This window comes from Gordonia tangerina (genome assembly GCF_021556435.1).
Taxonomy (GTDB): domain Bacteria; phylum Actinomycetota; class Actinomycetes; order Mycobacteriales; family Mycobacteriaceae; genus Gordonia; species Gordonia tangerina.
On record NZ_JAKGCU010000001.1, the window covers coordinates 257100 to 280552 of the forward strand.

The following is a 23453-nucleotide window of genomic DNA, read 5'->3' on the forward strand; positions in this document are numbered from 1 at the left end:
CCCTCCGAGACATCGGCGGTCGCAGTACACAAGACGTGCAAAATGACGGCACAAACCACAAAAGACCAGTCCACCGACTTAGCGTGAGCGAGTGGCGGAAACCTGAATCGAGTGCACTATGACCGAACCGTCGGATATTCCACCGACCCCGCAAGTCCCTCAGCAGCCGCAGCCGCCGATCGTGGCGGGACCTGACGGCTCGGCCTCTATGGGAGCAACGAACCCGGTGCATGATGGCTCCGCGGGTTTCTCGCCTCATCCTCCGACAAACCAGGCCGGTGGAGCAGTTGCATCTGGTCTCGCTGTGAAGCGCCGCAACCCGTTCGCGGTGTGGATCGGTTTGCCGCTCATCACCCTCGGGATCTACTACTTCGTCTGGTACTACAAGATTCACAAGGAGATGGCCGAGTTCGACCGCCGCCGTCAGATCCCTGTAGTCGGCCCGATGCTGGTACTTCTCTTGTTGGGGTGGACCGTCATCGGTCCGCTCATCAGCTACCACAATGCCGGAGCGCGCATCCGCAACGCGCAACGTGCGGCAGGGCTCCCGGAGACCTGCTCGCCGCTGCTGTGCTGGCTGCTCGCATTTGTGTTCAGCACCAACCTGCTCTACATGCAGTTTGAACTCAACAAGGTCGCGGACCGCTACCCCGGCGCGGCACCGCACTCGCCGGTGCCCCTGTTCGTCTGAGTCGCAGCGCCGGCGTGGGTGAAGTCGGTTCAGCAATTCGCCCAGTCAACGTTGGCGCCAGCGTCGAGGAGCCACGCGACGGGTCAGCGCACGTGGCATCCACCTTGTCGCATCACTGCATCCAGCATGCGAGGGCTGTCCGGATCCAGGTGGCTCGCGCGGTCGAATACTCGGGTGGTGACGGCTCTGAGGATAAGTGAATCTAGTACCGCGCGAGCTTGTTCGGCTCGGACATCTGCGGCACGACGGACAGTTCGAAGCAGCTCGGTGCGGGCGAGGTCAGAGGAGATCAGTACGGGATTCGCGTCGGTGATCCAGCGGTATAACGCCGGGGTCTCGACTTCCGCGATGATTCAGCGCCGAGGTGTCGACGTACCAGACCTCCCGTCAGTACCGCTCGGTGTCAGCATGGTGGCGAGTTCGCGTGACAGGTCCGGGCCTGGTTGTGGGAATTCGAGGTCGCGGATGTCACGCCGCGGCGGACGCGCTGCCCCGACGCGATCAGCCCTGCAAGGCGACGCGGGAATCGGTGTCAACTGCGCGACGGGCCAGCCTCGGTCGGTGATGATCACGGTCTCACCGGCAGCCGCGTTAGCGGCTACCGCTGACGCATCCTGCTTGAGTGCGCGAATACCAACCTCGGACATGTGCTGCACCGTAGCTCATCTGCTGTTGTCTCCGTGGTCACCGGAAGGAGCCCGGCACTGCGTGTAGTGACGGGCTCGCTGTAGATAGTGAGTCCGAGGTCGAGCTGGAGTTACCCGTCACCGTTGGAAGAGAGGTCGGGCACACCAAGCCGCGGGTCGGCAACTATCGATGACGGCTACGGCTACCAGGGGCTGCCGGATGGGCAGACGTCCGGCAGCACGACTGCGTTTTGCGTCAGATAGGTCACCATCGCCCACACGATCAGAACCGCGATGATCAAAGCGATGGCCAGGCTAGAACAACACACCAGACCGCGCCGAGACGCCGAAGCCAGTTCATGATCCACTCCCATACTCGATGTGTGCACGTCGGCGCCGTGCGTCTTCTCCTCAGCAAGCTCGCTCACGAAATCCACGATTGCTTTCTCCAACGATTCGAGGACACGGACGAATCATCTTGCCTTCATACCGAGTTCCGTCGGCATACGGCCGGTGTTCACCGTGCCCTGTGCGACGTTCGTGAGCCCGAGCGGACCGGCCCGAACTCAGCGCGTCGGCAGATGATCGACGCTAGAGTCATCTTGTTCACATCGACGGACCTCGCCTCCGGGCAGTTGCACGCGCCGGGTCGTTCGCATTCGAGTGATGGTGAGCCACCTCGGCGGCTCGACGGGTAGCAAGGAGCATGAGTTGACAGGCGAGTCTGAATCGATGGCGGGCTACAACACGCCGATCCCCAGCAGCATCATGACGCCCGACACGGTGTCAACGCGTATCGGCGAACTCCAGTTCGCCGACGGGGTGCCCACTCCGGAGACGACGCAGACATTGTTCGATCATCTCGACTTCCTGCGCGGCGTGGAAGCGTTCCTCAACTGCATCCCCGCAGCCTCGCTGGAAGGGTTGCGCCGCGGGATGCTGCAACTCGGCATGGATGCGTGCCACAAGGGCGGCATCACCGACCGGCTCCTCGATTCGAATCCGCTGTTTCTGACCGGCAACTCCGATACGGTGTATGCCTTCGCGATGCTCGACCTGGAGCGTGACGGCGCGACCGTTGTCGAGGTGCCGCCCGGATGCGGCCCGGGCACTGTGGATGACGCCTGGTTTCGGTTCGTGGTGGACATGGGGATGCCCGGACCTGATCGGGGCGCCGGCGGCACCTATCTGATCGTCCCACCGGGTTACGACGGCGAGCGGCCGGATGGCTGGTTCGTCGCCGAATCCCCCAGCGCCGTGAATCTTCTGATCCTGCGCGGATTCTTGGTTGACGGTAAGGCCGATGCCGCGGTCACGATGTTCACCGAGGGCGTCAAGGTGTATCCGTTCTCAGAGCGCAATGATCCCCCCGCGATGGAGTGGACGTCGGCGTCCGGTGAAGAGATGAACACAGTGCACGCCAACGATTTCACGTTCTATGAGGAAGTCGCGCACGTCATCGCCAAGGAGCCGATCGGCGTCATCGACGCCGAGACCCGCGGCCTACTGGCCTCGATCGGCATCACGAAAGAGGCGCCGTTCGCCCCCGACGAGCGCATGCGCGAGATCCTCACCGACGCGGTCGCGGTCGGCAACGGAACGGCGCGCGCCTTGGGATTCCGGCCTCGCGAAGACGGGTTCCAGATCTACCCGGATCGGCGCTGGCTCAACCCGTTCCCCGGCGGCGACCACCAGTTTCTCCGCGACCAAGGAGCCGGCGGCCGATTCTTGGACGGGCGAACCACATTCTTCTACCTCGCCACCGTCAACACGCCGGCGATGGCGCTCAAGATGGTGGGGAAGGGGTCGCAGTACGCCTACGCGACCCTCGACGCGGACGGCGAACCGCTCGACGGCGCGAAGACCTACCGGATGCGTCTGCCGGCGGGCGCTCCCGCGGCCGACTTCTGGTCGGTGACGGTCTACGACCCACAGACCAGATCCGAATTGCAGACCGGTCAGCCGTTGCCGGGCCGCAGCAGCAAACGTGATGCGCTGGTCTACAACGACGACGGCTCCGTCGACATCGTCTTCGGCCCCGACGAGCCGGCCCAACTCGCGACGAACTGGGTCCAGACCGTTGCGGGCAAAGGCTGGTTCACGCTGCTTCGGCTCTACGGACCGCTGGAGGCCTGGTTCGACGGCACCTGGAAGCCGGGAGACATCGAGGCGGACTGAGCCGAACTCACCGGCTGATCGCGCGCCGCGCAATGTCGATGGCCGTGGGACTCAGGTCGGCGATCGTCTCGAATGGAAGTTCGTCGTCCGGATCGGTGGTGGCGGCAAAGAACAACAGGAGCAGCGTGGCCTCGGTGGTGAACCGGTCCATGCTGTCGGGTAGTAGCGTGGCGGCCAGGTAGTCGGGGAGGTAGTCGGCCAGGGTGCGTCAGGATCGTCGGTGATGCTCTTGGCGGGCGCAGAGCGCTGAACTCTACTTCGGACATGAGCGATAGAGTTGTGCTCTGATTCAGGCAGGTGGGGGATCCGAGATCAGGCTACCGTGCCCAGCTGTCATCAAGGCTTTGTTCAACTTCAGGATCTGCTGTTTGGCCGAGTCCGCAGTCATGGCGACCCCGAGCTGCGTATGAAAAAGTCGCGGTTCGAGCGCGAGCAGGGCGGCCACTGTCAACGCCGCCACGGCCGCGCGCCATCCTGCCGGGAACAAAGCGGCGGCGGCGACGATAAAGGCGATCTGCGAGGTCTGCACGACCGCATATGTGGTGACCAGAAGGCGGGTCGCGGGTCCGAGGCTTCGCTGGTGTTCTCGAGCGAGATGGAACGCGATGGCTGCGCCGAAGAGCAATTGGCCACCGAAAACGTAGACACTCGCGAAGGCCATCGTGGTTGCAGTCAACACAACGAAATTCGCCGCAAGCACCGCACGAAGAACCCGCAACCAACGAGCGCTATGCATCACAAGGTACTTCGGGTCGAGAGTAATCGCGCGTTTGAAGACGTCCATCTGGCTGCCTTGGCCGTCGAGCCGAAGAAGCAGGTACACAGAGACCAGCGTCGAAACGGAGATGGGTAGAACCGCCGCGTACGGGTCGATCGAGAAGCGAACAGCCGCATAGCCGACGCCGGCCAATGTTGCCCACGTCGGTGTGTACGCCATGATGAGAAAGACCGCGACTGTAAGGCCCGACTCCTGTCTCTTGGACCGTCCGAGCGTGGCAGGCGATCTGCCGAGGATCGCTCGCTCGCTGTCACGGGACTGCCGTCGCGTACTGCCCGACGTGGCCTTCTCCTGGGCAACGACCGAGGGCCGCCTATCAGTGCCATCATCCATGCTGAGTTTCCCCGACTCCATGGCTGACTTCTAACAGACGGGTCCGACACGAAGCCTGCGCCCAACGATCGTCTTGTCGTTACACAATGGAGGAAGCACCGCCCCGGCACCGACGAGAGGACCTCATGCCCGCCCCGACGATCTCGACCTTCCTGTCCGCCCTGTCCACCGGCGACCTCGAGGTCATCGACCTGACGACCCCGCTCAGCGCCGAGACTCCGGCGCTGCGGCTGCCGGAGCCGTTCGTCAACCTGATCGACTTCAGCCTCGAGGAGGTCAGCGCCTACAACGAGCCCGGCCCGTTCTGGCGGCACAACAACATTCACACCGGTGAGCACATCGGCACCCACCTCGACGCACCGGTCCATTGGATCACCGGCCGCGACGGTGACGACGTCTCCCAGATCCCCGTGCAGCGACTCATCGGGCCGGCCGCGGTCATCGACCTCACCGCCAAGGTCGCCGACAACCCCGACTACCTGCTCACCATCGCCGACGTCGAGGAGTGGGAGACCACCTACGGCCAGCTCACCGCCGGCGCGTGGCTGCTGCTGCGCACCGGATGGGAGACGCGCGGCGGGTCGCAGGAGGAGTTCCTCAACGCCGACGACACCGGCTCACACACCCCGGGTGTCGCCGTGGACTGCGCCGAATGGCTGGCCACCCAGCGCGACATCACCGGCCTCGGCGTGGAAACCGTCGGCGTGGACGCCGGTATGGCCGGCGGCTTCGACCCCGTCTTCCCCGTGCACTACTACTTCCTCGGCAACGACAAGTACGGCCTCACCTCGTTGCGAAACCTCGGCGCGCTGCCGGCCACCGGCGCGATGCTGGTGGTGAGTCCGCTGCCCATCGTCGGCGGCACCGGCAGCCCGTCGCGGGTGCTGGCTGTGGTGGACAAGGCGGGTGCGTGAGCACGTACGGACCCACCGTCGCCGACGTCGTCGGCCGCGTGCTGGCCGACCTCGGCGCCGGACACTGCTTCGGAGTGGTGGGCAGCGGCAACTTCGTGATGACCAACGCCCTGCGCGCCGGTGGGGTGCCGTTCACCGCAGCCCGCCACGAAGGCGGCGCGGCGACGATGGCCGACGCCTACTCCCGCATGTCGTCGCGCGTGGGAATCGTGTCCCTGCACCAGGGATGCGGGCTCACCAACGCGATAACCGGCATCACCGAGGCCGCCAAGAGTCGTACCCCGATGATTGTGCTCACCGCCGACAGCCCTGCCGCCGCCCTGCGCTCCAACTTTCGCATCGACCAGGAAGCGTTGGTGCGCAGCGTCGGCGCGGTCAGCGAGCGGGTGTACTCGGCGGACTCGGTCGCCGCCGATGTGGTGCGCGCGTACCGGACTGCGGTCACGCAACGGCGGACCGTGGTGCTGAATGTGGCCATCGACGTGGCGGCGTTGCCGGCGTCGGCGGACGGGCCGGTCTCGCCGAGGTTCGAGCAGCCGCGGGTGCGGCCGGATGTCGGCGCGGTTCGTGACCTGGTGGGTCTGCTCGCGGAGTCGCAGCGGCCGGTGTTCGTGGCCGGTCGGGGCGCGCGCACCGCAGGCCCGGTGATCGCGGCGCTGGCTGCGACCACCGGCGCGTTGGTGGCGACGTCGGCGGTGGCCAACGGACTGTTCGCCGGTGACCCGTTCGATCTCGGTATCTCCGGCGGCTTTTCGTCGCCGACGACCGCCGAGCTGATCTCCGACGCCGACCTCATCGTCGGCTGGGGATGCGCGCTGAATCAGTGGACGATGCGCCACGGCAAGCTGATCGGCGCCAACACTCGGGTAGTGCAGGTCGACGACGACGTGGACGCGATCGGTGCGCACCGGCCGGTCGCGCTGGGCGTGGTCGGCGACTGCGGGCTGACCGCGGCCGACGTGCTCGACGAGATCCGACGTGTCGGCACTGCGCCGGCGCCGCGCTACCGGACCGATGACGTACGCTCCCGCATCACCGAATCATCACGCTGGCAGCATGTTCCGGTCGACGAAATCTCCACCGACGACCGCATCGATCCGCGGGCGCTGACCAACGCGCTCGACGAGATCCTGCCCGCCGACCGGGTGCTGGCGATCGACTCCGGCAACTTCATGGGCTACCCGTCCACGCACCTGTCGGTGCCCGATGAAAACGGCTTCTGCTTCACCCAGGCCTACCAGTCCATCGGCCTTGGCCTCTATACCGCGATCGGAGCCGCACTCGCCCAACCGAATCGGCTACCCGTGCTCGGTACCGGCGACGGCGGCTTCCTGATGAGCATCTCCGAACTCGACACCGCGGTCCGCCTCGGTCTGCCGCTGGTGGTGATCGTCTACAACGATTCCGCCTACGGCGCCGAGGTGCATCACTTCACCGACGGCGACCAGGATACGGTCACCTTCCCGGACACCGACATCGCCTCGATCGCTCGCGGATTCGGAGCGGAGGGCGTAACGGTGCGGAGCGTCGACGATCTGGACGCGGTTCGGACCTGGGTGAACGGCTACCGGGAAGCGGGTACGGCCCGGCCGCTCGTCATCGATGCGAAGATCGCCGACGACGGTGGGTCGTGGTGGTTGGCGGAAGCGTTTGCGGGGCACTGACCGAGGTGTCGACGCGGTCGGCGTTACCGATCTGCAAGGCGCTGATTCAATCCTGCCGACCACCCCGCGACAGCCCGTGCCGCCTCCTCGACCCGCCGGTCACGCTCGGCTTGCCGATTCGCCCAGAACGTCGGCGACTGCCCGAGCAAGTCACCCAGCCGTCGCGACAGAGCCGGCGTGATGCGCTCGCGGCCCGCCATGACGTTGGCGAGCCGATCCGCGGACACTCCGAGTCGGGCAGCGGCATCGTCGATCGTCAGCCCGGCATCGTGCACGACATCACGCAACTGCTCGCCCGGGGAAACGATCGCAGGGTACTGGGACACGGCAGCACAGTAACTCTCGGAGCGCGCTGACCGCGAGTGGTTTTGTGCGACCCCGGGTTCGGGCCGCCGTGCACGGTTGTCAGCCAACCCCCGGCGGCAACTCTCCGAACCGGAACACCCGGTCGAACACCTGGAAGAACACCGATGACACCGGGCCGCCGGTGGGGTTGGCGTTGGCATCGGCGGGCCGCGGCCACCGGTAGGTGACGGTGACGCTGACCGGGGTGAATCCGGTGACACGCGTGTAGCCGGTCGGTCGGTTGGCGACGCCGAGGTATTTGCCGGGGCGGAACAACAACACCGCCACCGGCGATGACGCCGTGCCGCCTGACGTGTCGAAGGTGGCCCACATGATCGGCGGGCAATTCGGGGTGCGATCCGTCGACCGCGCCATGGAACCGCTCCGGGCAACCCAGCGTAGGTCCCGACGGCCAAGCGGAGGCCCGATCTCGCGCAAACCCCGTGTGACTTCCGACGACGTCAGATCCAGACACAATCCACGTCCGGCGGTCCCGGCTGCGGGAGTGCCGCCCGAAGGAGTCGCCGACGCCACCGGCGTGGCTACCGTGACGGTGAGTAGGGTCGCGGCCGCGACCAGCACGGCGACAATGATCGTTCGGCGTATCGACATGGGCTCTCCTATAACGGCTCGGACGTGGGCGGTCACGGCACCTGCACGCGGACCGGCGGCAGCGGCAGGTATGGACGATGCGGCTGCAGGTTGAGTTCCACCACGCCGGAACCGGTTACCGGCGCAGCGTGCATGAGGCGGGTGATGGTCGACGGGATCATCGTGCCCGCTACCCAGCCGTGCTCGGCTCCAGCTTCGCCGGTGGTGCGGTTGCGCCACTGGATGGTCACGCCCACCAGGCACGGTGCGGTGGTGCCCGAGATTCCGAAGAACCCGCCTGTCAACTGGATCGACGTGGCTTTGGCGCGGGTTGTGGAGGGTGCGGCCAGCAGGCTCATCACCCCGCCACACAGTGGGCCGTCGGCGACCGAATACAGCGGCCCCTGGATGACGGTACGGTTCTGCGGAGCGGCATCGGCAGCGACCGCTGCGGTCGCGAACACGATCACGCCTCCCGCCGCGATCACACATGCGCGCAGTGCGCGGCTTCGCCATCGACCCGCGCGGTGCGGTTCACGCGGCGCGGTCCGTGCGCTGCGTGTGGTGGCGTGGCGGGGTGATCGCATCACGAGTACTCCCGGGGGCGGGCGCGAATCAGCTGGACGGTGTGACGTGAGTCATATCGGCGATGTGTGATCAGGCGTTACCGCCCGGCCTCCGCCGACGGGGTGGCGTAGCCGAACCGCCTGGCAGAATCATCCCCACCCGACGAAGGAGTCCGACCATGGCTGAGCACCGGATCTTCACCACGAGCTTCGCCAGCATCTACCCGCACTATGTGGCCAAGGCCGAACGCAAGGACCACACGAAGGCCGAGGTTGACCAGGTGATCACCTGGCTCACCGGCTACGACGACGCCGGCTTGGAGAAGGTGATCGCCGACGAAACCGACCTGAAGACTTTCTTCGCCGAAGCACCTGACTTCAACCCGAACGCCGAACTCATCACTGGTGTCATCTGCGGGCATCGCGTCGAGGAGATCGAGGACCCGCTGATGCAGAAGATCCGGTACATGGACAAGCTCGTCGACGAGGTCGCGAAGGGGAAGAAGATGACGTCGATTCTGCGGGGGAGTTGATAGTCGCGGACCCGCGCATCCACATGAAGAACTGACATTCACGCTGGTTGCAACCAGCGTGGATGTCAGTTCTCCATGTTTCTTGGGCCGTCATCGGCCCGGCTCGATGGCACCAGCGAGGGCGATGAGGTCACGTGCGGCATGCGCATGGCCGTTGTCGTGCGGCCAACCATGCACCGCCTCTCGCCATTCATCGGGCACGGCACCCGCACCCCACCTCGCCCCGAGCAACCCACCCGCGATCGCGGCCACGGTATCGGTGTCGTTGCCGATCCGGATCGCGGCGTACAGCGCGTGTTCGAGGTGCGTCGCGTCGTCGGCCGGGGTCTGGGTGATCGCCGCTGTGGCCGCCTGCAGAGCGGTAACCGTGAACCCGTTGGGTGCGAACACCTTCGGATCGCCGACCAGGGCGTCGTCGAGCCATCGCCTCCACTGCGCCGCGCTGTCCGCCGGTAGGAGGTCGAGACCGGCGAAGACGTCGATGCTCCCGTCGAGCACCGCCACACGAATCGCCTCACACCACAGCACACACGAATCGCCGGCGAGCGGATCGGCATGCGTTAGCGACGCGACCAGACGCGCAGCATCTGCGAGCTGACCCCGGTCGTCGAGATGCGCCAACGCGACGGGTGCGGTGCGCATCAGGGCGCCGTTGCCCGCGGAGTGCGGGTGGGTGTCGGCGTAGCGCCGGGATTCCTCACGCATGATGCGGCCGACGCCCCGCTCACCGGAGTCGAGGCGGCGGCGGGTCGCGCTGAGCACCGCGCGGGTTTGAGTGCCGACATCGGGTGGGCCGGCGTCGAACCAGCGCAGGAACTTCTCGCCGACCGCGTCGAGGGCGTCGTCGGAGGTGAGGTCGGCGCCGGTCGCGGCGACGAGGGCGATCGCCAGGGCCATCGAGGTGTCGTCGCTCCACTCGCCGGGCGCGAAGTCACCGAGGCCGCCGCCGAGCATCTTCGGGGCCTCGTCTGCGTGCAGGATGCGGGACTCGAATTCGTACGGGACGCCGAGGGCGTCGCCGACGGCGGTGCCGAGGAGAACGCCTGTGGCGCGGTTGAGTTGGGCGGGAGAGAGGGGCAAGGAGGGTCTCCTGTTGGGGGATTGCGTGTGAGTACTGGTCTCGATACGCTCGCTCGCCCAGGGGCTCGCGGGCTACTCCTTGGATCGAGTAGCGGCGAACGGAGTGAGTCGCGTATCGAGATCGACCTGCAGTTGGGGTGCTGGTCTCGATACGCTCGCTCGCCCAGGGGCTCGCGGGCTACTCGACCAGCAGTTACTGGGTATCGAGATCAGTCCCGCCGACGGCCGCGCTTGCGGTTGCCGAGGTGGTAGGAGTCGCGGGTGGCTTTTGAGGCATAGATGGCTCCGGTAATGGGCGCCTCGACGCTGAGCTCTTCGATCATGGTGAGTTCGGCGTCGATTGCCGCGCGGTCCTCGGGCATCGCCAACGCGGACGCCGCCTGCAGTCGGTCGCGGGAGGCGCGCATCGACGCCAATCCGGCGTCGAGATCACCGGCCTCGTAGGCCTGCGATGCCTCCAACTTGGCCGCCTGCCCTTCCTGATACAGCCGCTCGGACTGCACCTTCGGGTCGGGCACGCGGTCACCGAGCTCGTCGCCGGGCACCACGTTCACTGAGATCGGCAGCGACACAGTGTGTTCGGTGAGGGTGGCCGTCTCCACATACCGCAGTTCCAGCGTCGCGATCTGCGCGAGTCCGAGTGCGGCGAGGCCGTCGACCTTCATCCGCAGCAACAGTTTGCGCTCCTCGAGCGCGTAGAGATCACCGAGTTCGATCATCACCTCGCCGTCGGCGGTCTGGTGCGCGGGTAGGTCGTTGTACACCGAGAGCTCCTGAACCTGCGGCACGAACCGCACGGTCAGCGTCACCGCCTGCGCCGACTTCGCCAGCAGCCCCTCGACCTCGCCGGCGATGGCGCTGCCGGCGGCGTCCGGGTCGTCGGCGAACACGTGATTGCCGTTGCCGGAGCGGGCAATCGCCGACAGCAGTGTCTCGTCGTAGCCGCGCCCGTACCCCAACGTGGAAGTGACGATGCCGTCGGCGGCGGCCTTCGCGGTGATACTCGCGAACTCGTCGAGCTCCTGAATCCCGCGGTTGACGTGTCCGTCGCTGATCACCAGCACCGTGCCGCCGCGGATGCCGGCCGCGGTAGTGGCGCGACGCAGTTCCTGAAGACCACGCAGGTAGCCCGACGACAGGTCGGTGCAGCCGCCGGGCGTGATCGCGGTGATCGCGTCGGTGGCGCGTTGCTTGTCGGCCAGTGTTGCGGCGGGGACCACGACCTGGGCGGAGTCGTCGAAGGTGACCACACCGAACACATCGGACGGATCGAGCTGCGCGACCACCCCGGCCAACGCTGCGCGGGCACCCTCGAGAGGCGGCCCGGACATCGACCCGCTGCGGTCGAGCACCACCTGCAGTGCAGTGGGGGCACGGTCGGTGCCCGGCGCGGCAGGTGCCTGCAATTCCAGCAGTACGGTGACCTCGTCGGCGGCCTCGTGAGCCACGACCTCGACGTCGAGAGCGGCGGAGAGTTTCATCGTCATTCCTTCCTCCCACCTGGCATCCGACCGAGGCGGTGACTTTGCGCGATTTTGAGAATACTACTTTGCGCAGACATTCGCATAGGGTTGGGTCGTGAGTGCACGTTCGACTTCTCGCCTCAGCGACTATCCGCGGCCCAATGTCGCCGTCGACATCGCCGTTCTCACGGTGCTCGACGGTTCGTTGTGCGTGGTGATCCAACGAAATCCGGACTCCGCAGGTGTGGCGTTGCCGGGCCGGTTCGTCCGTGAACGGCGGACCGTCGACGAGACGGTGCGTGAGGTTCTCGAACTCAAACTGGGGCTCTCGCCCGACCACGTCCGACCGCATCTGTTGGCGGTCTTCAGTGATCCTGACCGAGATCCTCGCGGGTGGACGATCTCGATCGCGCATGCCGTGGCATTGCCTGCCGCGGACTTGTCCGAGGTCGACGGTGAGCTCGCACCGCTCACCTCGCACGGTCAGTTGGCCTCAGGTGAGCGGTTGCTGTTCGACCACGACGCGATCATTGCAGCCGCCACCGACAACCTTCGTGATCGCTACGAGGACCAGCCCGATCCGGACAACCTGCTGCACCCGCCTTACACGCTTTCGGAGCTGCGTGAGCTGCACGAAGCCATCCTCGGGCGGCGGTTGATGCGTGATTCGTTCAACCGTCGGGTGCAGCCGCTGCTGGCCGCAGAGATCACCCCGGAGGGCACACCGGCGACGCGGGTCGGTGGGGGCCGGCCGGCGCGGCTCTACAGCAAGGATGCACCGCCGACGGCGACGTTCGGGTGGCGGCTGCCGACGGCGGAGAGTGACGAGTGATCGACCGGCCGCGCGTGAGTTGGCTCGCCGAAACCGCCCCAGGGGCCGCCCACTCCCATCGGCCCACTCACCACTGATCGAAGCCGACGTTCACATTCGGGTAGCGGCTGCTGATGGTGTGGCTCATCCAGTAGTTCTGGGCGTGCGGGCCCCAGATGCCGCTCATCGAGGTGTTGACGTTGCCCTTCATGTCCTCGATCTCGTAGTTCGCGGTCGGTCCGACGTGGCCGATCTTGTACTGCGCGTTGGCCGTCAGATAGTTGCTGAACGGGGCCACGGCAGTGATGGTTTCGCTGGCACCCGGATACAGCACACGCTGCGGCGCATTCACCCACTGACCGGACTGCCCGGTGGTTGCACCGACGAGGTACTCGGGCTTGTCGGTGTGGTTCGTGATGGTCATCGCGATGGTGGGTTCGCCGGGACGCGTGACGGGCAGGGTGCCGGCGTTGGCGGCTCCGGCGACGGCGAATCCGATGCCCGCGGTGGCGGCGATAACGGCTGCTCCGGCGGCGATGCGGCGGGTGGTGGTGTTCATGATCGTTCTCCTGGGTTCGGGCCGGGGCGGTGGTCGTTCCGGCGACACCCATGACTCTGCTCCGGTCGGCACCGATGCGGATTCCGCCGACCGGGTGATGTGCCGGTGGACTGCGGGGTCCACCGATTGGGGGACAGTCGTTGCTCAGTCGGCGGTCGGTCCGCCGTCCTGATCCGAGAGTGACTGTGCCAGCAGTGTGTTCGTCGTCTGAGTGAGCGTGGCGCGGGTGGCCGCATCGGCCAACGCGCGGAGTTGGATCAGAGTGAGGGTCACTTCGGTGAGCTGTTGATCCGAGGTGCCGCCGGCCGGTGCGGTCAGCGTGTCGGCGGCTTCGGCCAGGGTCTGATATAGCGCCTCGAAGGCGGGGTGCACGCGCTCGACGACGTCAATCACCGTTGCGGCCGAACGGGTTTCGGTGATCAGCGGCAAGATCGCATTCAGCACGTCCGGCTCGTCGACCGTCACCTCATCGTCGGCGATGATCGTGATGACGTTCAACTTGGCCAATCGGGTGGCCGCATCGTCATCGATGCCGGCCTCGGCCAACTCGCCCAGCGTAGTGCTCCGCATCCCACCGGATTCCTGGATCTCGGTCAGGTCGTGTTCGAGGCCCAGGACGTCGGCGATCTGACCGCCGTTCTGCCAGGCGGTCAGCAACTCGTCGATATGGGCGAGGGCGTAGCCGCGCGACAGCATCGAACTGATCAACGCCAGGCGCGAGACATGCGCGTCGGAGTACAGCGTCACGCGTCCGACGCGGCGCGGTGCGGGTAGCAACCCCCGCTCGCGATACACCCGGATGTTGCGAGTGGTGACCCCGGAGACCCGCGCCAGATCGTCAATCCGGTAGCGCGCCACCTCGGGTTGGCGTGACGCCTGATGGGTGGCGCCGGCGAGGAATCGGGCGACCGCAGTTTCGAGATCACGTGACTGTTTTCCGACGTACCGGGGTGTGGCCGACAGTTGCTCGATCAGCGTCGTCAGCTGAGCCAAGCGCGTCGAAGGCACTCGCGCCATCTCCCTGATACCTCCCGACCTCCGTGGTGCGCCCCCACCCTAAGGCATGTCCGCCGGCGACCGCCCAGCCAGGCATTACTGATTGTGCCATTGACAGATGGCGCAGTCAGTGTTGCGATCTGGGTGTGACGGAAACCTCATCGGCCTCTCGCCTCGCGAACTGGGTGACTCGGCGGACGCTCCGACCGTTCGCCGAGATACTGCCCGGCGGCTCGCTGCAGATCCGGACCTCGCGCATGATCGTGGCCGCCGGCATGCTGATCGGCTGCCCACCGCCGCACCACGTGCGCGTTGAGCGCCTGGCTACCGGCACCTTTCGTGGCGAGTGGGTGTTTCCACCCGACGTGAAGCAGTCGCGCCAGATCATCCTGTACGTCCACGGCAGCGGGTATGCCGTGTGCTCGGCGCGCACCCATCGTGGTCTCGTCGCCCGCCTCACCCATCTCACCGGCATGCCCGCCTTCACCGTCGACTACCGGCTCGCCCCGGAGCACCCGTTTCCGGCGGCCGCCGACGACGTGGAAGCCGCTTACGCCTGGCTGCAGGACATCGGCTACCAGCCGCGGAACATCACCGTCGCCGGCGACTCCGCGGGCGGCCACCTGATCCTGGATCTGCTGGCCGAGAACGTCAGGCACGGGCGACCGCAACCCCGCTCGGTGGTGATGATGTCGCCGCTGGTCGACCTCACCCTGACCCTCGCCGCACTGCGCGAACGTGAACACGGCCCCGATCCGCTCATCTCCGCCCGGGCGGCACGCAGACTGGTGCGGCACTACACCCGAGGCCACCCCGACGACCTGCCTCGGCTCAAACTCGCCCTTGAACGCGCCGATGACATGCCGCGCAGTCTCATCCATGTCGGCGGCGCCGAGATGCTGGGGACCGACGCCCGGCAGGCGCAGCGGATGCTCATCGACGCCGGCAGCGACTGCGAACTCCGGGAATGGCCGGGCCAAACCCATGTGTTCCAAGCACTTCCGGCGCTCATTCCGGAAGCCACCCCTGCCCTGCGGCAGATCGCCGCGTTCATCCGGCAGCCCTTCGGTCCATCCGCAGACGTCGATGTGACCGTCGCCCAGCAGAAGGATCACGCCACGACATGACCAGTAAACGATCACACCAGGCCCGCGCCGTCGTCACCGGTGCAGGCAGCGGTATCGGACGAGCCTTCGCGCTGGAACTCGCCGCCCGCGGCGGTCGGGTACTGTGCGCCGACATCGACGTCGACCGCGCCCTCGACACCGTCCGGCTCATCGGCGATTCCGGGAGCGGCCAGGCCGAGGCGCTGTTCTGCGACGTCGCCGACCCCGACGACATGCGCACCCTGGCCGCGCGGGCACCCGAACTCCTCGGCGGACCCACCTCGCTGATGATCAACAACGCCGGCGTCGGCATCGGCGGGCGCGCCGTCGGCTACATCGGCATCGACGACTGGGACTGGGCGCTGGGAATCAACCTGCGCGGCATGGTCTTCGGCTCGGAACTCTTCCTGCCGCAACTGCGCGAATCCGGCCGAGGCGGACTGATCAACGTGGCGTCGGCCGCCGCCTTCGCCGCAGGCCCCGGCATGGCGCCCTACAACGTCGGCAAGGCCGGGGTGCTGGCGCTGTCGGAGACCATCTCCGCCGAACTGTCCGGCACCGACCTCGCCGTCACCGTGCTGTGCCCGACCTTCGTCAAGACCAATGTTGCCGCCGACGGCCGGATCACCGGGGAGGCACAGAAACTCGCCGAGACCCTGATGCGCGTCAGCGGCCGGTCACCCGAGCAGGTGGCACGGCAGACGCTCGACGCCAACGACCGCGGCCACCTGTATGTGGTGCCCCAACTCGAAGCCAAAGCGATCTGGCTGACCAAACGACTGCTGCCGCGCACCTACACCTTCGGCGCCGGCATCCTGCACCGACTCGCACCCACCACCACCCAACCTGCCGATCGCATCACGAAAGGAGCCTGACATGCCCATCGTGCTCGAGGACATGCTGCAGACCATCAAAGACCGTCAATGGGCGCTCGCCGACATCGACTGGGACGCCCCGGGTGCCGAGCTGATCACCGACGAACAGAAGCCGAAACTCAAGGCATTCATGGCAGATCTGGTGTGGATCGAGAACGTCGGCGCCCGCGGCTTCGCGGCCCTGGCCAAGAAGGCCCCCGACGACACCCTCGCCGAGATCTACCGATACTTCCACGCCGAAGAACAGAAACACGCCAACGCCGAACTGGCCCTGATGCGGCGGTGGGGCATGCTCGAAGACGACGAGGTGCCCGAACCCAACGTCAACATCCGGCTGGCCATCGAATGGCTCGACACCTTCGCCGACCGGATGTCGTTGCCGGTGCTGGGCACGGTGATCCCCATGCTCGAGGTCGCGCTCGACGGTGCGCTGCTGAAGTTCCTGCTCGAAGAGGTGCACGACCCGGTGTGCCACGAGGCGTTCCGCAAGATCAATGCCGACGAATCACGCCACCTGGCCGTCGACTTCCACGCGCTGGACATGATCGGCAACGCCCGCGCTCGCAAACTCGTCATCGAAGCCGTCGGTACCGTCGCGTCGCCGGGCGTCCTCATCGGCGCCCTGATGTATGTTCCGCTGCTGAACAAGATGCGCGACAACATCGTCGACATGGGCCTCAAGGAAGAACGACTCTACGAAGCGATGAAGCGCTTCAAGAAGAACGGCGAGCGCGGCAACGGCACCCGGCTCATCACCTATCAGGTCCTCAAGTATCACGCCGGCTGGGTCATCAACCGCGACAGCCCCTATCACTACTTCGCCGACACCATGGTGAAGCTGACCGACCACTATCCACGCTTCCTGCTGCGACCTCAACCCAGTTGGTCGAAGGAACTGACCTACGAGCCGGTCGCATGAACGGGGGCACCACGGTGGTCGCCGACACCACCACGGTCATCATCGGCGCCGGCTTCGCCGGCATCGGCACCGCCATCCGGTTGTTGCAGTCCGGCCACGACGATTTCGTCATCCTGGAACGTGATGTGCGGCCCGGCGGTACCTGGCGCGACAACGACTACCCGGGCGCCGCCTGCGACATCCCGTCCCGTCTCTACTCGTATTCGTTCGCACCCAATCCCGACTGGTCGCACACCTATTCGCGTAGCGGCGAGATCCTCGCCTACATCGACACGATGATCGCCGACCACGGTCTCGACCGACACATCCGCTACTCCCATCTCGTCACCGGCCTCGAGTTCGACGAGGCCGCCGGCACCTGGCGCGTCGACATCGCCGACCGCGAACCGATCGTCGCGCGCACCGCGGTGATCGCGTCGGGGCCGCTGTCCACGCCGGGCTATCCCGACATCCCGGGGATCGACGAATTCGATGACCACCGCATGCATTCGGCGGCGTGGGACCATTCCTACGACTTCGCCGGCAAGAAGGTCGGCGTGATCGGTACCGGCGCGAGCGCGGTGCAGATCATCCCCGAACTGGTCCGCGACGGTGCCGATGTCACCGTGTTCCAACGCACCCCGGGATGGGTGCTGCCGCGGCTGGACAGAGCCATCTCCGGTTCGGCGCGACGGCTATACGGCGCCATCCCGCTCACGCAGAACCTCGCGCGTCAGCTGTGGTTCTGGGGACATGAGTCGGTGGCGGTGGGCGCGGTGTGGAATTCGCCGTTCACTCGGGTCATCGAGGCGGTCGCCAAGGCGAACCTGCGCGCACAGGTGCGCGACCCGTGGATGCGACGACAGCTGACCCCGGACTTCCGCGCCGGCTGTAAACGCCTGCTGATGACCAGCGACTACTACCCGGCGCTGCAGGCCGACAACTGCACGTTGGTGACCTGGCCGATCGCCCGGATCTGCGAACGAGGGGTGCGCAGCGTCGAAGGCATCGAACGGCGCTTCGACTGCCTGGTGTTCGCCACCGGCTTCGAGGTGTCCAAGCAGGGCACGCCCATCCCGATCCGCGGACGCGGCGGCCGGGTGCTGGCCGACGAATGGTCACGCGGCGCGTACGCGTATCGGAGTTTCGCGGTGTCGGGCTATCCGAACCTGTACTTCACCTTCGGCCCCAACTCGGGACCCGGCCACAACTCGGCGCTGGTGTACATGGAGGCGCAGATCGACGCGATCGTCACCGCGATCGGCTTGGTCCGCGACCGCGACCTCACGCTGCTCGACGTCCATCAACCGGCACAGGACGCCTACAACCGCGCCATCCAGAAGCGGCTCGAGCACACCACCTGGAACTCCGGTTGCCGCAGTTGGTATCTCACCGACGACGGCTTCAATGCCACCATGTATCCGGGCTTCGCGTCGCAGTTCATCGCGCAGATGCGGACGGTCGACTTCACCCGGGACTTCCGGGCGGTGGCGGCAGCCGAGAGTCGGGAGCCCAGCGCGGTGTAGGGGTGGAGGCCACGACACGTCCCGATGTCCTCGGGTCTGCCGCGGTTGCCTCGTAGAGTGAGGGCCAGGCGACAACCGAGGGTGGGCCGTGCGATGGGCAAGAAGCGTGACGTGGCGAAACGTCTCGAAGCCGACGTGGCCCGGCTGCAGTCGGAGTTCATCCGGGTCGACACCTACCTGCGTACGCGAATTTCGCGCCTTGAGAAGACGGCCGCCGAGGTACAGGCCTTGGTGCGGACGGCGACGGAGACGACTGCGGCGCCCCCTGTGCCGACGACCCCGCCACCGGCGCCGGTCCGCCGGCCACCGCCCGCCGTCGTCGTCTCGCCGGCCAAGAAGGCCATCGCGAACTGGCCGGCCGTGACCCGCACCTACCTGGCGCCGACCGCCCCGCCATAAGGGTCGTCGGATAGTTCCTCCCCCGGGTGTTGCTTTGTCCCCCGACGGCCGCTGGCGGAGGAAGCGATACCCGGGGGACGAACCGCGAGCGACGACGAAGGAGTCGAGCACCTATGACGGACCCGGACCGACCCGCGCCGGCCGACTTCACGTTCGCGTCGCTGAGTCCGGTGTCGTTTCTGTCGCGTGCTGCGGCGGTGTTCGCCGAGCGCACCGCCATCATCGACGGCGACCGCACGTTCAGCTACGCCGAGTTCTACCAACGGGCATCGCAGCTGACGGCGGCACTGGCCGGCCTCGGCGTCGGGCCGGGCGACCGCGTCGCGGCGCTGTGCGCCAACAGTCACGTGATGCTGGAGATGCACAACGCAGTACCGGGCTCCGGAGCGGTGCTGGTGCCGCTCAACATTCGACTGTCCGAAGCCGAGCTGGGCTACATCCTCGATCACAGCGGCGCACGCCTGTTGGTGGCGACGCACGAGTTCGCGGATACGGCGCGGTCGGTCGCCGAGGCGGTCGGCATCCGGGTGGTGATCGCCGGCGGCACCGACGACCAGTACGAGCCGCTGCTCACCACCTCCAGCACCCCGATCTGGCGTGACGTCGACGAACGCGGGCTGCTCGCCATCAACTACACCTCGGGTACCACCGGGCGGCCCAAAGGCGTTATGTACCACCATCGCGGCGCCTACCTGCAGTCGCTTGCGATGGCGTATCACTCCGGTGTTGGTCCGGGCTCGAACTATCTGTGGACGCTTCCGATGTTCCATTGTGACGGTTGGTGTTTCACGTGGGCGCTCACCGCGGCCGGCGCCACCCATGTGTGCCTTCGCGCCATCGACACCTCTCAGATCTGGCGGCATCTCACCGCCGACGGCATCACCCACTTCAGCGCCGCGCCGACGGTGCTCACAATGATCGCCGAGGACCCCGCCGCCGCGCGCCTCGAGCACACCGTGCAGGCCGCGACCGGTGGTGCGCCGCCATCACCGGCGTTGCTGTCGCGGATGGCCGACCTCGGCATCGAGGTCACCCACCTGTACGGGCTGACCGAGACGTTCGGCCCGATCGCCGTCAACCAGTGGCAACCCGAATGGAATGCGACTGATCCGAGCGAACGCGCGATCCTCAAGGCGCGTCAGGGAATCGGCAACATCTCCGCTGGTGTGCTGCGCGTGGTGACCGAGGACGGCGCCGACGTCCCGGCGGACGCTGCCACCGAGGGCGAGTTGGTGGCGCGCGGCAACAACGTGATGCTCGGCTACTACCGCGATCCCGACGCCACCGCCGCAGCCACGATCGACGGTTGGCTGCGTACCGGCGATGTCGCGGTGATGCATCCCGACGGCTACGCCGAGATCCGCGACCGCAGCAAGGATGTGATCATCTCCGGCGGCGAGAACATCGCGTCGGTGGAGGTGGAACGCGTGCTGGACAGTCACCCCGACGTCGTCGAGTCGGCGGTGGTGGCCCGCGCCGACGAGCGGTGGGGTGAAGTGCCGGTCGCCTATGTGACGGTACGTCGGGGCGCGGAGCTGACGGCCGAGGATCTCATCGAGTTCGCTCGAGAACGTCTGGCGCGCTTCAAGGTTCCCAAGCAGATCGTGTTCGCCGATCTGCCGAAGACGTCGACGGGAAAGATTCAGAAGAACGTTCTGCGGGGACGGCAGGGCGGGTAGTTGTCCCCCGGGGTTTTGGCAGACTCTCCCTAAACGTACGGAGAATGTGGCGATACCCGGGGGACGAACCTTCAGCGAGTCTTCTTGAGGGTGTAGTCGGCGACTGGGATGCCACCGAGAACGTAGTTCGTGCCGCGGTAGCCTGATTTGGTCTTCGACCACTCGGTGCGTGCGTACCACTGCATCAAAGGGTGCGTGGTGAGGGTGGACGTAATGCCACCGCGGCGTGTCTGGTCGATTTCGAAAGTCGAGGAATTCGACGGGCCGACGCCGTAGAAATCCTGATACATCCGGTTACCGACGACCTTGACGTTCGTGTCGGGGTAGGGAATGAACCCGTAGACGCGCGACTGCATCTTGTATTGACCCGGGTCGATCTTGGCTTCTGCCGATCCGGCTCCGACGGAAATACCCAAGACCGCGGCCCCACCGATCAATGCGCCCGCGATGATTCGATTGATGTTCACAAGGGGCGGACTCTATCGAATTCGCTACGGGGCAGACGAGGCGATTCCCGCCTTGTCGTTCGTGCGAATGGTGGGGGACGACTCCGCCGTGATCGGAGTCAACCGGCATGCTCGGGACAGCTGCTGGCGGCGTCGAAGTCGTCCCCTGGTGAGGTCCCGACGTGGTATCAACGGCGCATGCAGGGTCGATGGGCGGACGTCCGGCGTGAGCTGACACCGCTGCGCGCCGGCATCGGGCTGGTCGTGACGGTGATTCTCGTCGTCGTCATCTGGCAGGGCTACCTGACGATGCAGGGCCGGCAGGGCAGCGAAGAGGTCGCCACCTCGGCCTGTACCGATGCGTTGCGCTCGGAGGTGCATGCGACGTTCGACGCTGTCGGTGTCGGTACCGCCAATGGCGAGGTTGGTGAGGCCGCCGAGTTCTCCGACGTGTCGACCCGTCCCGTCGGTCTCACCGACGACGACCGCGCGACCGTCGAGAACGCGGGTCACAGCGTGTATACCATCGACGTGGCGTGGGCGATGTCCGGCAGTATCACCATCCCGGGCTACCGCTTGAGCGGTGCCGTGTATGGACCGACGAACACCTTCGCGTGCACCGCAGTCGTGGTGGACGACGACACGGCGGTCGTGGTGCGCGCGACGATCAACTGATTCCTGTTGGTCACTGCCTCAGGTGAGTCAACCGAATGAATGAATCTTGTCCCGGGAGGCGCTTACCCGGCGCCCCCGATTCGCGGCATTCGCCCCACGCATGTCAGAATCCGAGACGCTACGCCACCGATCCACATTGGTGCATCGGTGGACGTCGCGGCAGAGCTTGTCGGGGGTAAGTGTTGTGATGCTGCTGTCGGGGGAAGGTCGGTGCGTCCTGTGGGGACGGCGCCGACGGTCTACTTCGATGCTGACGTTCTCAGCGACACCGTCCGGCCTGGCGGCCCGATCAGGGTGTCCGTCGACGGGTTGTACGTGCTACCACCAGCGGTAGCCACGCGAACAACCGCAGCACGAAATCGGCACGACCAGGCGCTCGGGGGAGGGTTCTGGATGACAGGGGAGTTGTATCGATGGGTGATCCATCACAGCGCACACAGGGCCGTCGCGAGAACGGTGAACGCCGCACGCCGGTGATGATGGGCTTGACCTCGGCGGCCGTGGCGGCCTCCATCGCGGTCGGCTTCGGCGCCGGAATGGCGCAGGCGGCACCGCATCAGGGCGGCACCAGCCCGAGCGACACCGCGCCGCAGCAGGGCGGGACCACTCCCGAACAGGCTGCGCCGCAGCAGGGTGGCACCACACCGACGCCCGAGGTCGCCCCGGTTGTGGTGCCTGGTCCGGGTGCAATCCCCGCGCCTCCGCAGGAAGCGCCGTACCAGCCGTACGTCCAGCCGAGCACCTACACCGCACCGACCTACGAAGAGTCTTACGACCCGGTGCCCCAGCGTCCGCTGACCGCTCCGAAACCCGTTGCGCCGGTGCGGCCGATCGCGCCGCCGCCGGAGAAGATCCGTGTCGGCAACTTCGTCACCGACATCCCGGAGGGCATGTCGGAGCGGGACGTCAACTCGGTCAACGCGTGGTCGGCTTACGGTGAAGCGAAGATCGCGCAAGGCCTGATCTCGGTGGGTGTGCCCGAGGACGAGGCGTCTCGACAGGCCGCATCGACGATCATCGGTGTGATGACGGGCGGTACGGCAGGTGCTGTGGCACTGGGTATCCCGGCTGCCGCGATGGGCGCTGTGGGTGGCGCGATCATCGGCACCGGTGTCGGTGCGGTTGCCGGCGGCATCTACAACGCGGTGACCTTCGCCGGTGTGAACGTGATCCCAGGTTTCGGCCCGATCGGGTACATGAATGCGATTGGGCTCGGTGCGCTGGCGGGCGCTGGTATCGGCCTTGCCGCGGGCGGCGCCATCGGTGCCGTGGGCGTGGGCGCTGCGGGTGCTGCAGTCGGTGCAGCCCTCGGTGGAACCGCCGGCGGTGCCGTCGCGTATGCCTTGGGTGCCGGTGACCCCGGCGCCAACCCCGACGAGCCATGGCAGCCGGGCGATCCAGAATCCACGCCGCTGCCCAACCCGGATGCCAACCAGTTCGAGCTGACGCTTTCGCGCGAGGACGCGCAGAAGGCAGGCCTGCCGCCGATCGACTACGTCGTCAACTCGCGCGGCGATGTCGATGCGTCGATCGCCGGTTTCGACCTCAACTGGTCCGCCGAACAGGCGATGGCCCCGTACAGTGTGCTCGGTGCCGGCGCGGCCAAGTCCGCCCAGCAGGCCACCAAGCAGCGCACCGAGGAAGCGAAGAAGTCGATTCCGAACCTGCATGTCGCGTGGCCGCAGGAGATCGCACCCGTCAACTGACGAATCGGCGCGCCG

The 23453-nt window shown here is 66.5% G+C and carries 25 protein-coding genes; 14 read left to right on the forward strand and 11 right to left on the reverse strand.

Translation table 11 applies throughout. The features are described 5' to 3' along the window. The first annotated feature begins 118 nt into the window (after positions 1-118). On the forward strand, positions 119-691 hold the full coding sequence (locus tag L1892_RS01140; RefSeq protein WP_235721609.1) for a DUF4234 domain-containing protein: 573 nt from the start codon (positions 119-121) through the stop codon (positions 689-691). Positions 692-1520: 829 nt separating this feature from the next. Here the strand turns inward: L1892_RS01140 and L1892_RS01145 are convergent. Next, complete coding sequence (locus L1892_RS01145) at positions 1521-1745, reverse strand: hypothetical protein (protein ID WP_235721610.1); 225 nt, start codon at positions 1743-1745, stop codon at positions 1521-1523. 283 nt (positions 1746-2028) lie between these two features. On the opposite strand from L1892_RS01145, the gene L1892_RS01150 reads away from it, so the two are divergent. Next, positions 2029-3495: a DUF1254 domain-containing protein gene (locus L1892_RS01150; protein ID WP_235721611.1), complete on the forward strand. Its 1467-nt coding sequence runs from the start codon at positions 2029-2031 to the stop codon at positions 3493-3495. Positions 3496-3502: 7 nt separating this feature from the next. Here the strand turns inward: L1892_RS01150 and L1892_RS01155 are convergent, their stop codons facing one another. Beyond that, positions 3503-3646, reverse strand: coding sequence for a hypothetical protein (locus L1892_RS01155; RefSeq protein ID WP_235721612.1), 144 nt, complete (start codon positions 3644-3646; stop codon positions 3503-3505). A gap of 138 nt (positions 3647-3784) precedes the next feature. Continuing rightward, positions 3785-4606 (reverse strand): hypothetical protein, encoded by an 822-nt coding sequence (locus tag L1892_RS01160; RefSeq protein WP_235721613.1) that lies wholly within the window; start codon positions 4604-4606, stop codon positions 3785-3787. 125 nt (positions 4607-4731) lie between these two features. On the opposite strand from L1892_RS01160, the gene L1892_RS01165 reads away from it, so the two are divergent. Both L1892_RS01165 and L1892_RS01170 read left to right on the forward strand, forming a co-directional pair. Further along, positions 4732-5520 carry a cyclase family protein gene (locus tag L1892_RS01165; RefSeq protein ID WP_235721614.1) on the forward strand — a complete coding sequence of 263 codons (789 nt, stop codon included), beginning with the start codon at positions 4732-4734 and terminating at the stop codon, positions 5518-5520. Continuing rightward, positions 5517-7184: a thiamine pyrophosphate-binding protein gene (locus tag L1892_RS01170; RefSeq protein ID WP_235721615.1), complete on the forward strand. Its 1668-nt coding sequence runs from the start codon at positions 5517-5519 to the stop codon at positions 7182-7184. Before L1892_RS01165 ends, L1892_RS01170 begins: the two co-directional genes overlap by 4 nt. 23 nt (positions 7185-7207) lie before the next feature. Here L1892_RS01170 and L1892_RS24830 read toward each other — a convergent pair whose 3' ends face one another. The 3 genes from L1892_RS24830 to L1892_RS01185 all read right to left on the reverse strand — a co-directional run bounded on the left by L1892_RS24830 (position 7208) and on the right by L1892_RS01185 (position 8707). Then, the gene (locus L1892_RS24830; RefSeq protein WP_235721616.1) at positions 7208-7510 is read right to left on the reverse strand and encodes a helix-turn-helix transcriptional regulator; all 303 of its coding nucleotides are present in this window, start codon (positions 7508-7510) and stop codon (positions 7208-7210) included. Positions 7511-7589: 79 nt separating this feature from the next. Continuing rightward, complete coding sequence (locus tag L1892_RS01180) at positions 7590-8141, reverse strand: LppP/LprE family lipoprotein (protein WP_235721617.1); 552 nt, start codon at positions 8139-8141, stop codon at positions 7590-7592. Between the two features lie 32 nt (positions 8142-8173). Next, on the reverse strand, positions 8174-8707 hold the full coding sequence (locus tag L1892_RS01185; protein ID WP_235721618.1) for a hypothetical protein: 534 nt from the start codon (positions 8705-8707) through the stop codon (positions 8174-8176). A 158-nt stretch (positions 8708-8865) separates the two neighbouring features. Between L1892_RS01185 and L1892_RS01190 the strand changes: the two genes are divergently transcribed. After that, positions 8866-9219: a DUF2200 domain-containing protein gene (locus tag L1892_RS01190; RefSeq protein WP_235721619.1), complete on the forward strand. Its 354-nt coding sequence runs from the start codon at positions 8866-8868 to the stop codon at positions 9217-9219. A 90-nt stretch (positions 9220-9309) separates the two neighbouring features. Here the strand turns inward: L1892_RS01190 and L1892_RS01195 are convergent, their stop codons facing one another. Both L1892_RS01195 and L1892_RS01200 read right to left on the reverse strand, forming a co-directional pair. Continuing rightward, the gene (locus L1892_RS01195) at positions 9310-10299 is read right to left on the reverse strand and encodes an ADP-ribosylglycohydrolase family protein (RefSeq protein ID WP_235721620.1); all 990 of its coding nucleotides are present in this window, start codon (positions 10297-10299) and stop codon (positions 9310-9312) included. Between the two features lie 209 nt (positions 10300-10508). Then, the gene (locus L1892_RS01200) at positions 10509-11780 is read right to left on the reverse strand and encodes a vWA domain-containing protein (RefSeq protein ID WP_235721621.1); all 1272 of its coding nucleotides are present in this window, start codon (positions 11778-11780) and stop codon (positions 10509-10511) included. A 97-nt stretch (positions 11781-11877) separates the two neighbouring features. Here L1892_RS01200 and L1892_RS01205 point away from each other — a divergent pair, with 97 nt between their 5' ends. Further along, positions 11878-12594, forward strand: coding sequence for an NUDIX hydrolase (locus L1892_RS01205; protein WP_235721622.1), 717 nt, complete (start codon positions 11878-11880; stop codon positions 12592-12594). 67 nt (positions 12595-12661) lie between these two features. On the opposite strand, the gene L1892_RS01210 is transcribed toward L1892_RS01205, so the two are convergent. Beyond that, complete coding sequence (locus L1892_RS01210; protein WP_235721623.1) at positions 12662-13132, reverse strand: hypothetical protein; 471 nt, start codon at positions 13130-13132, stop codon at positions 12662-12664. A 144-nt stretch (positions 13133-13276) separates the two neighbouring features. After that, positions 13277-14140: a MerR family transcriptional regulator gene (locus L1892_RS01215; protein WP_235721624.1), complete on the reverse strand. Its 864-nt coding sequence runs from the start codon at positions 14138-14140 to the stop codon at positions 13277-13279. A gap of 134 nt (positions 14141-14274) precedes the next feature. Between L1892_RS01215 and L1892_RS01220 the strand changes: the two genes are divergently transcribed. From L1892_RS01220 to L1892_RS01245, 6 genes are all read left to right on the forward strand, one after another. After that, the gene (locus L1892_RS01220) at positions 14275-15255 is read left to right on the forward strand and encodes an alpha/beta hydrolase (RefSeq protein ID WP_235721625.1); all 981 of its coding nucleotides are present in this window, start codon (positions 14275-14277) and stop codon (positions 15253-15255) included. Next, on the forward strand, positions 15252-16109 hold the full coding sequence (locus L1892_RS01225; protein WP_235721626.1) for an SDR family NAD(P)-dependent oxidoreductase: 858 nt from the start codon (positions 15252-15254) through the stop codon (positions 16107-16109). Before L1892_RS01220 ends, L1892_RS01225 begins: the two co-directional genes overlap by 4 nt. Before the next feature lies 1 nt (position 16110). Continuing rightward, a complete protein-coding gene (locus tag L1892_RS01230) occupies positions 16111-17028 on the forward strand; it encodes a ferritin-like domain-containing protein (RefSeq protein WP_235721627.1) in 918 nt (305 codons plus the stop codon). Then, positions 17025-18533 carry a flavin-containing monooxygenase gene (locus L1892_RS01235; RefSeq protein ID WP_235721628.1) on the forward strand — a complete coding sequence of 503 codons (1509 nt, stop codon included), beginning with the start codon at positions 17025-17027 and terminating at the stop codon, positions 18531-18533. The genes L1892_RS01230 and L1892_RS01235 overlap by 4 nt, the downstream gene beginning before the upstream one ends. A 93-nt stretch (positions 18534-18626) precedes the next feature. Next, positions 18627-18932 carry a hypothetical protein gene (locus tag L1892_RS01240; RefSeq protein WP_235721629.1) on the forward strand — a complete coding sequence of 102 codons (306 nt, stop codon included), beginning with the start codon at positions 18627-18629 and terminating at the stop codon, positions 18930-18932. 113 nt (positions 18933-19045) lie between these two features. Further along, positions 19046-20611 carry an acyl--CoA ligase family protein gene (locus L1892_RS01245; RefSeq protein ID WP_235721630.1) on the forward strand — a complete coding sequence of 522 codons (1566 nt, stop codon included), beginning with the start codon at positions 19046-19048 and terminating at the stop codon, positions 20609-20611. Positions 20612-20682: 71 nt separating this feature from the next. Here the strand turns inward: L1892_RS01245 and L1892_RS01250 are convergent, their stop codons facing one another. Continuing rightward, positions 20683-21078 carry a hypothetical protein gene (locus L1892_RS01250; protein WP_235721631.1) on the reverse strand — a complete coding sequence of 132 codons (396 nt, stop codon included), beginning with the start codon at positions 21076-21078 and terminating at the stop codon, positions 20683-20685. Between the two features lie 177 nt (positions 21079-21255). Between L1892_RS01250 and L1892_RS01255 the strand changes: the two genes are divergently transcribed. Both L1892_RS01255 and L1892_RS01260 read left to right on the forward strand, forming a co-directional pair. Then, a complete protein-coding gene (locus tag L1892_RS01255) occupies positions 21256-21732 on the forward strand; it encodes a hypothetical protein (RefSeq protein WP_235721632.1) in 477 nt (158 codons plus the stop codon). Positions 21733-22145: 413 nt separating this feature from the next. Then, positions 22146-23438 carry a hypothetical protein gene (locus L1892_RS01260; protein WP_235721633.1) on the forward strand — a complete coding sequence of 431 codons (1293 nt, stop codon included), beginning with the start codon at positions 22146-22148 and terminating at the stop codon, positions 23436-23438. Positions 23439-23453 lie beyond the last annotated feature (15 nt).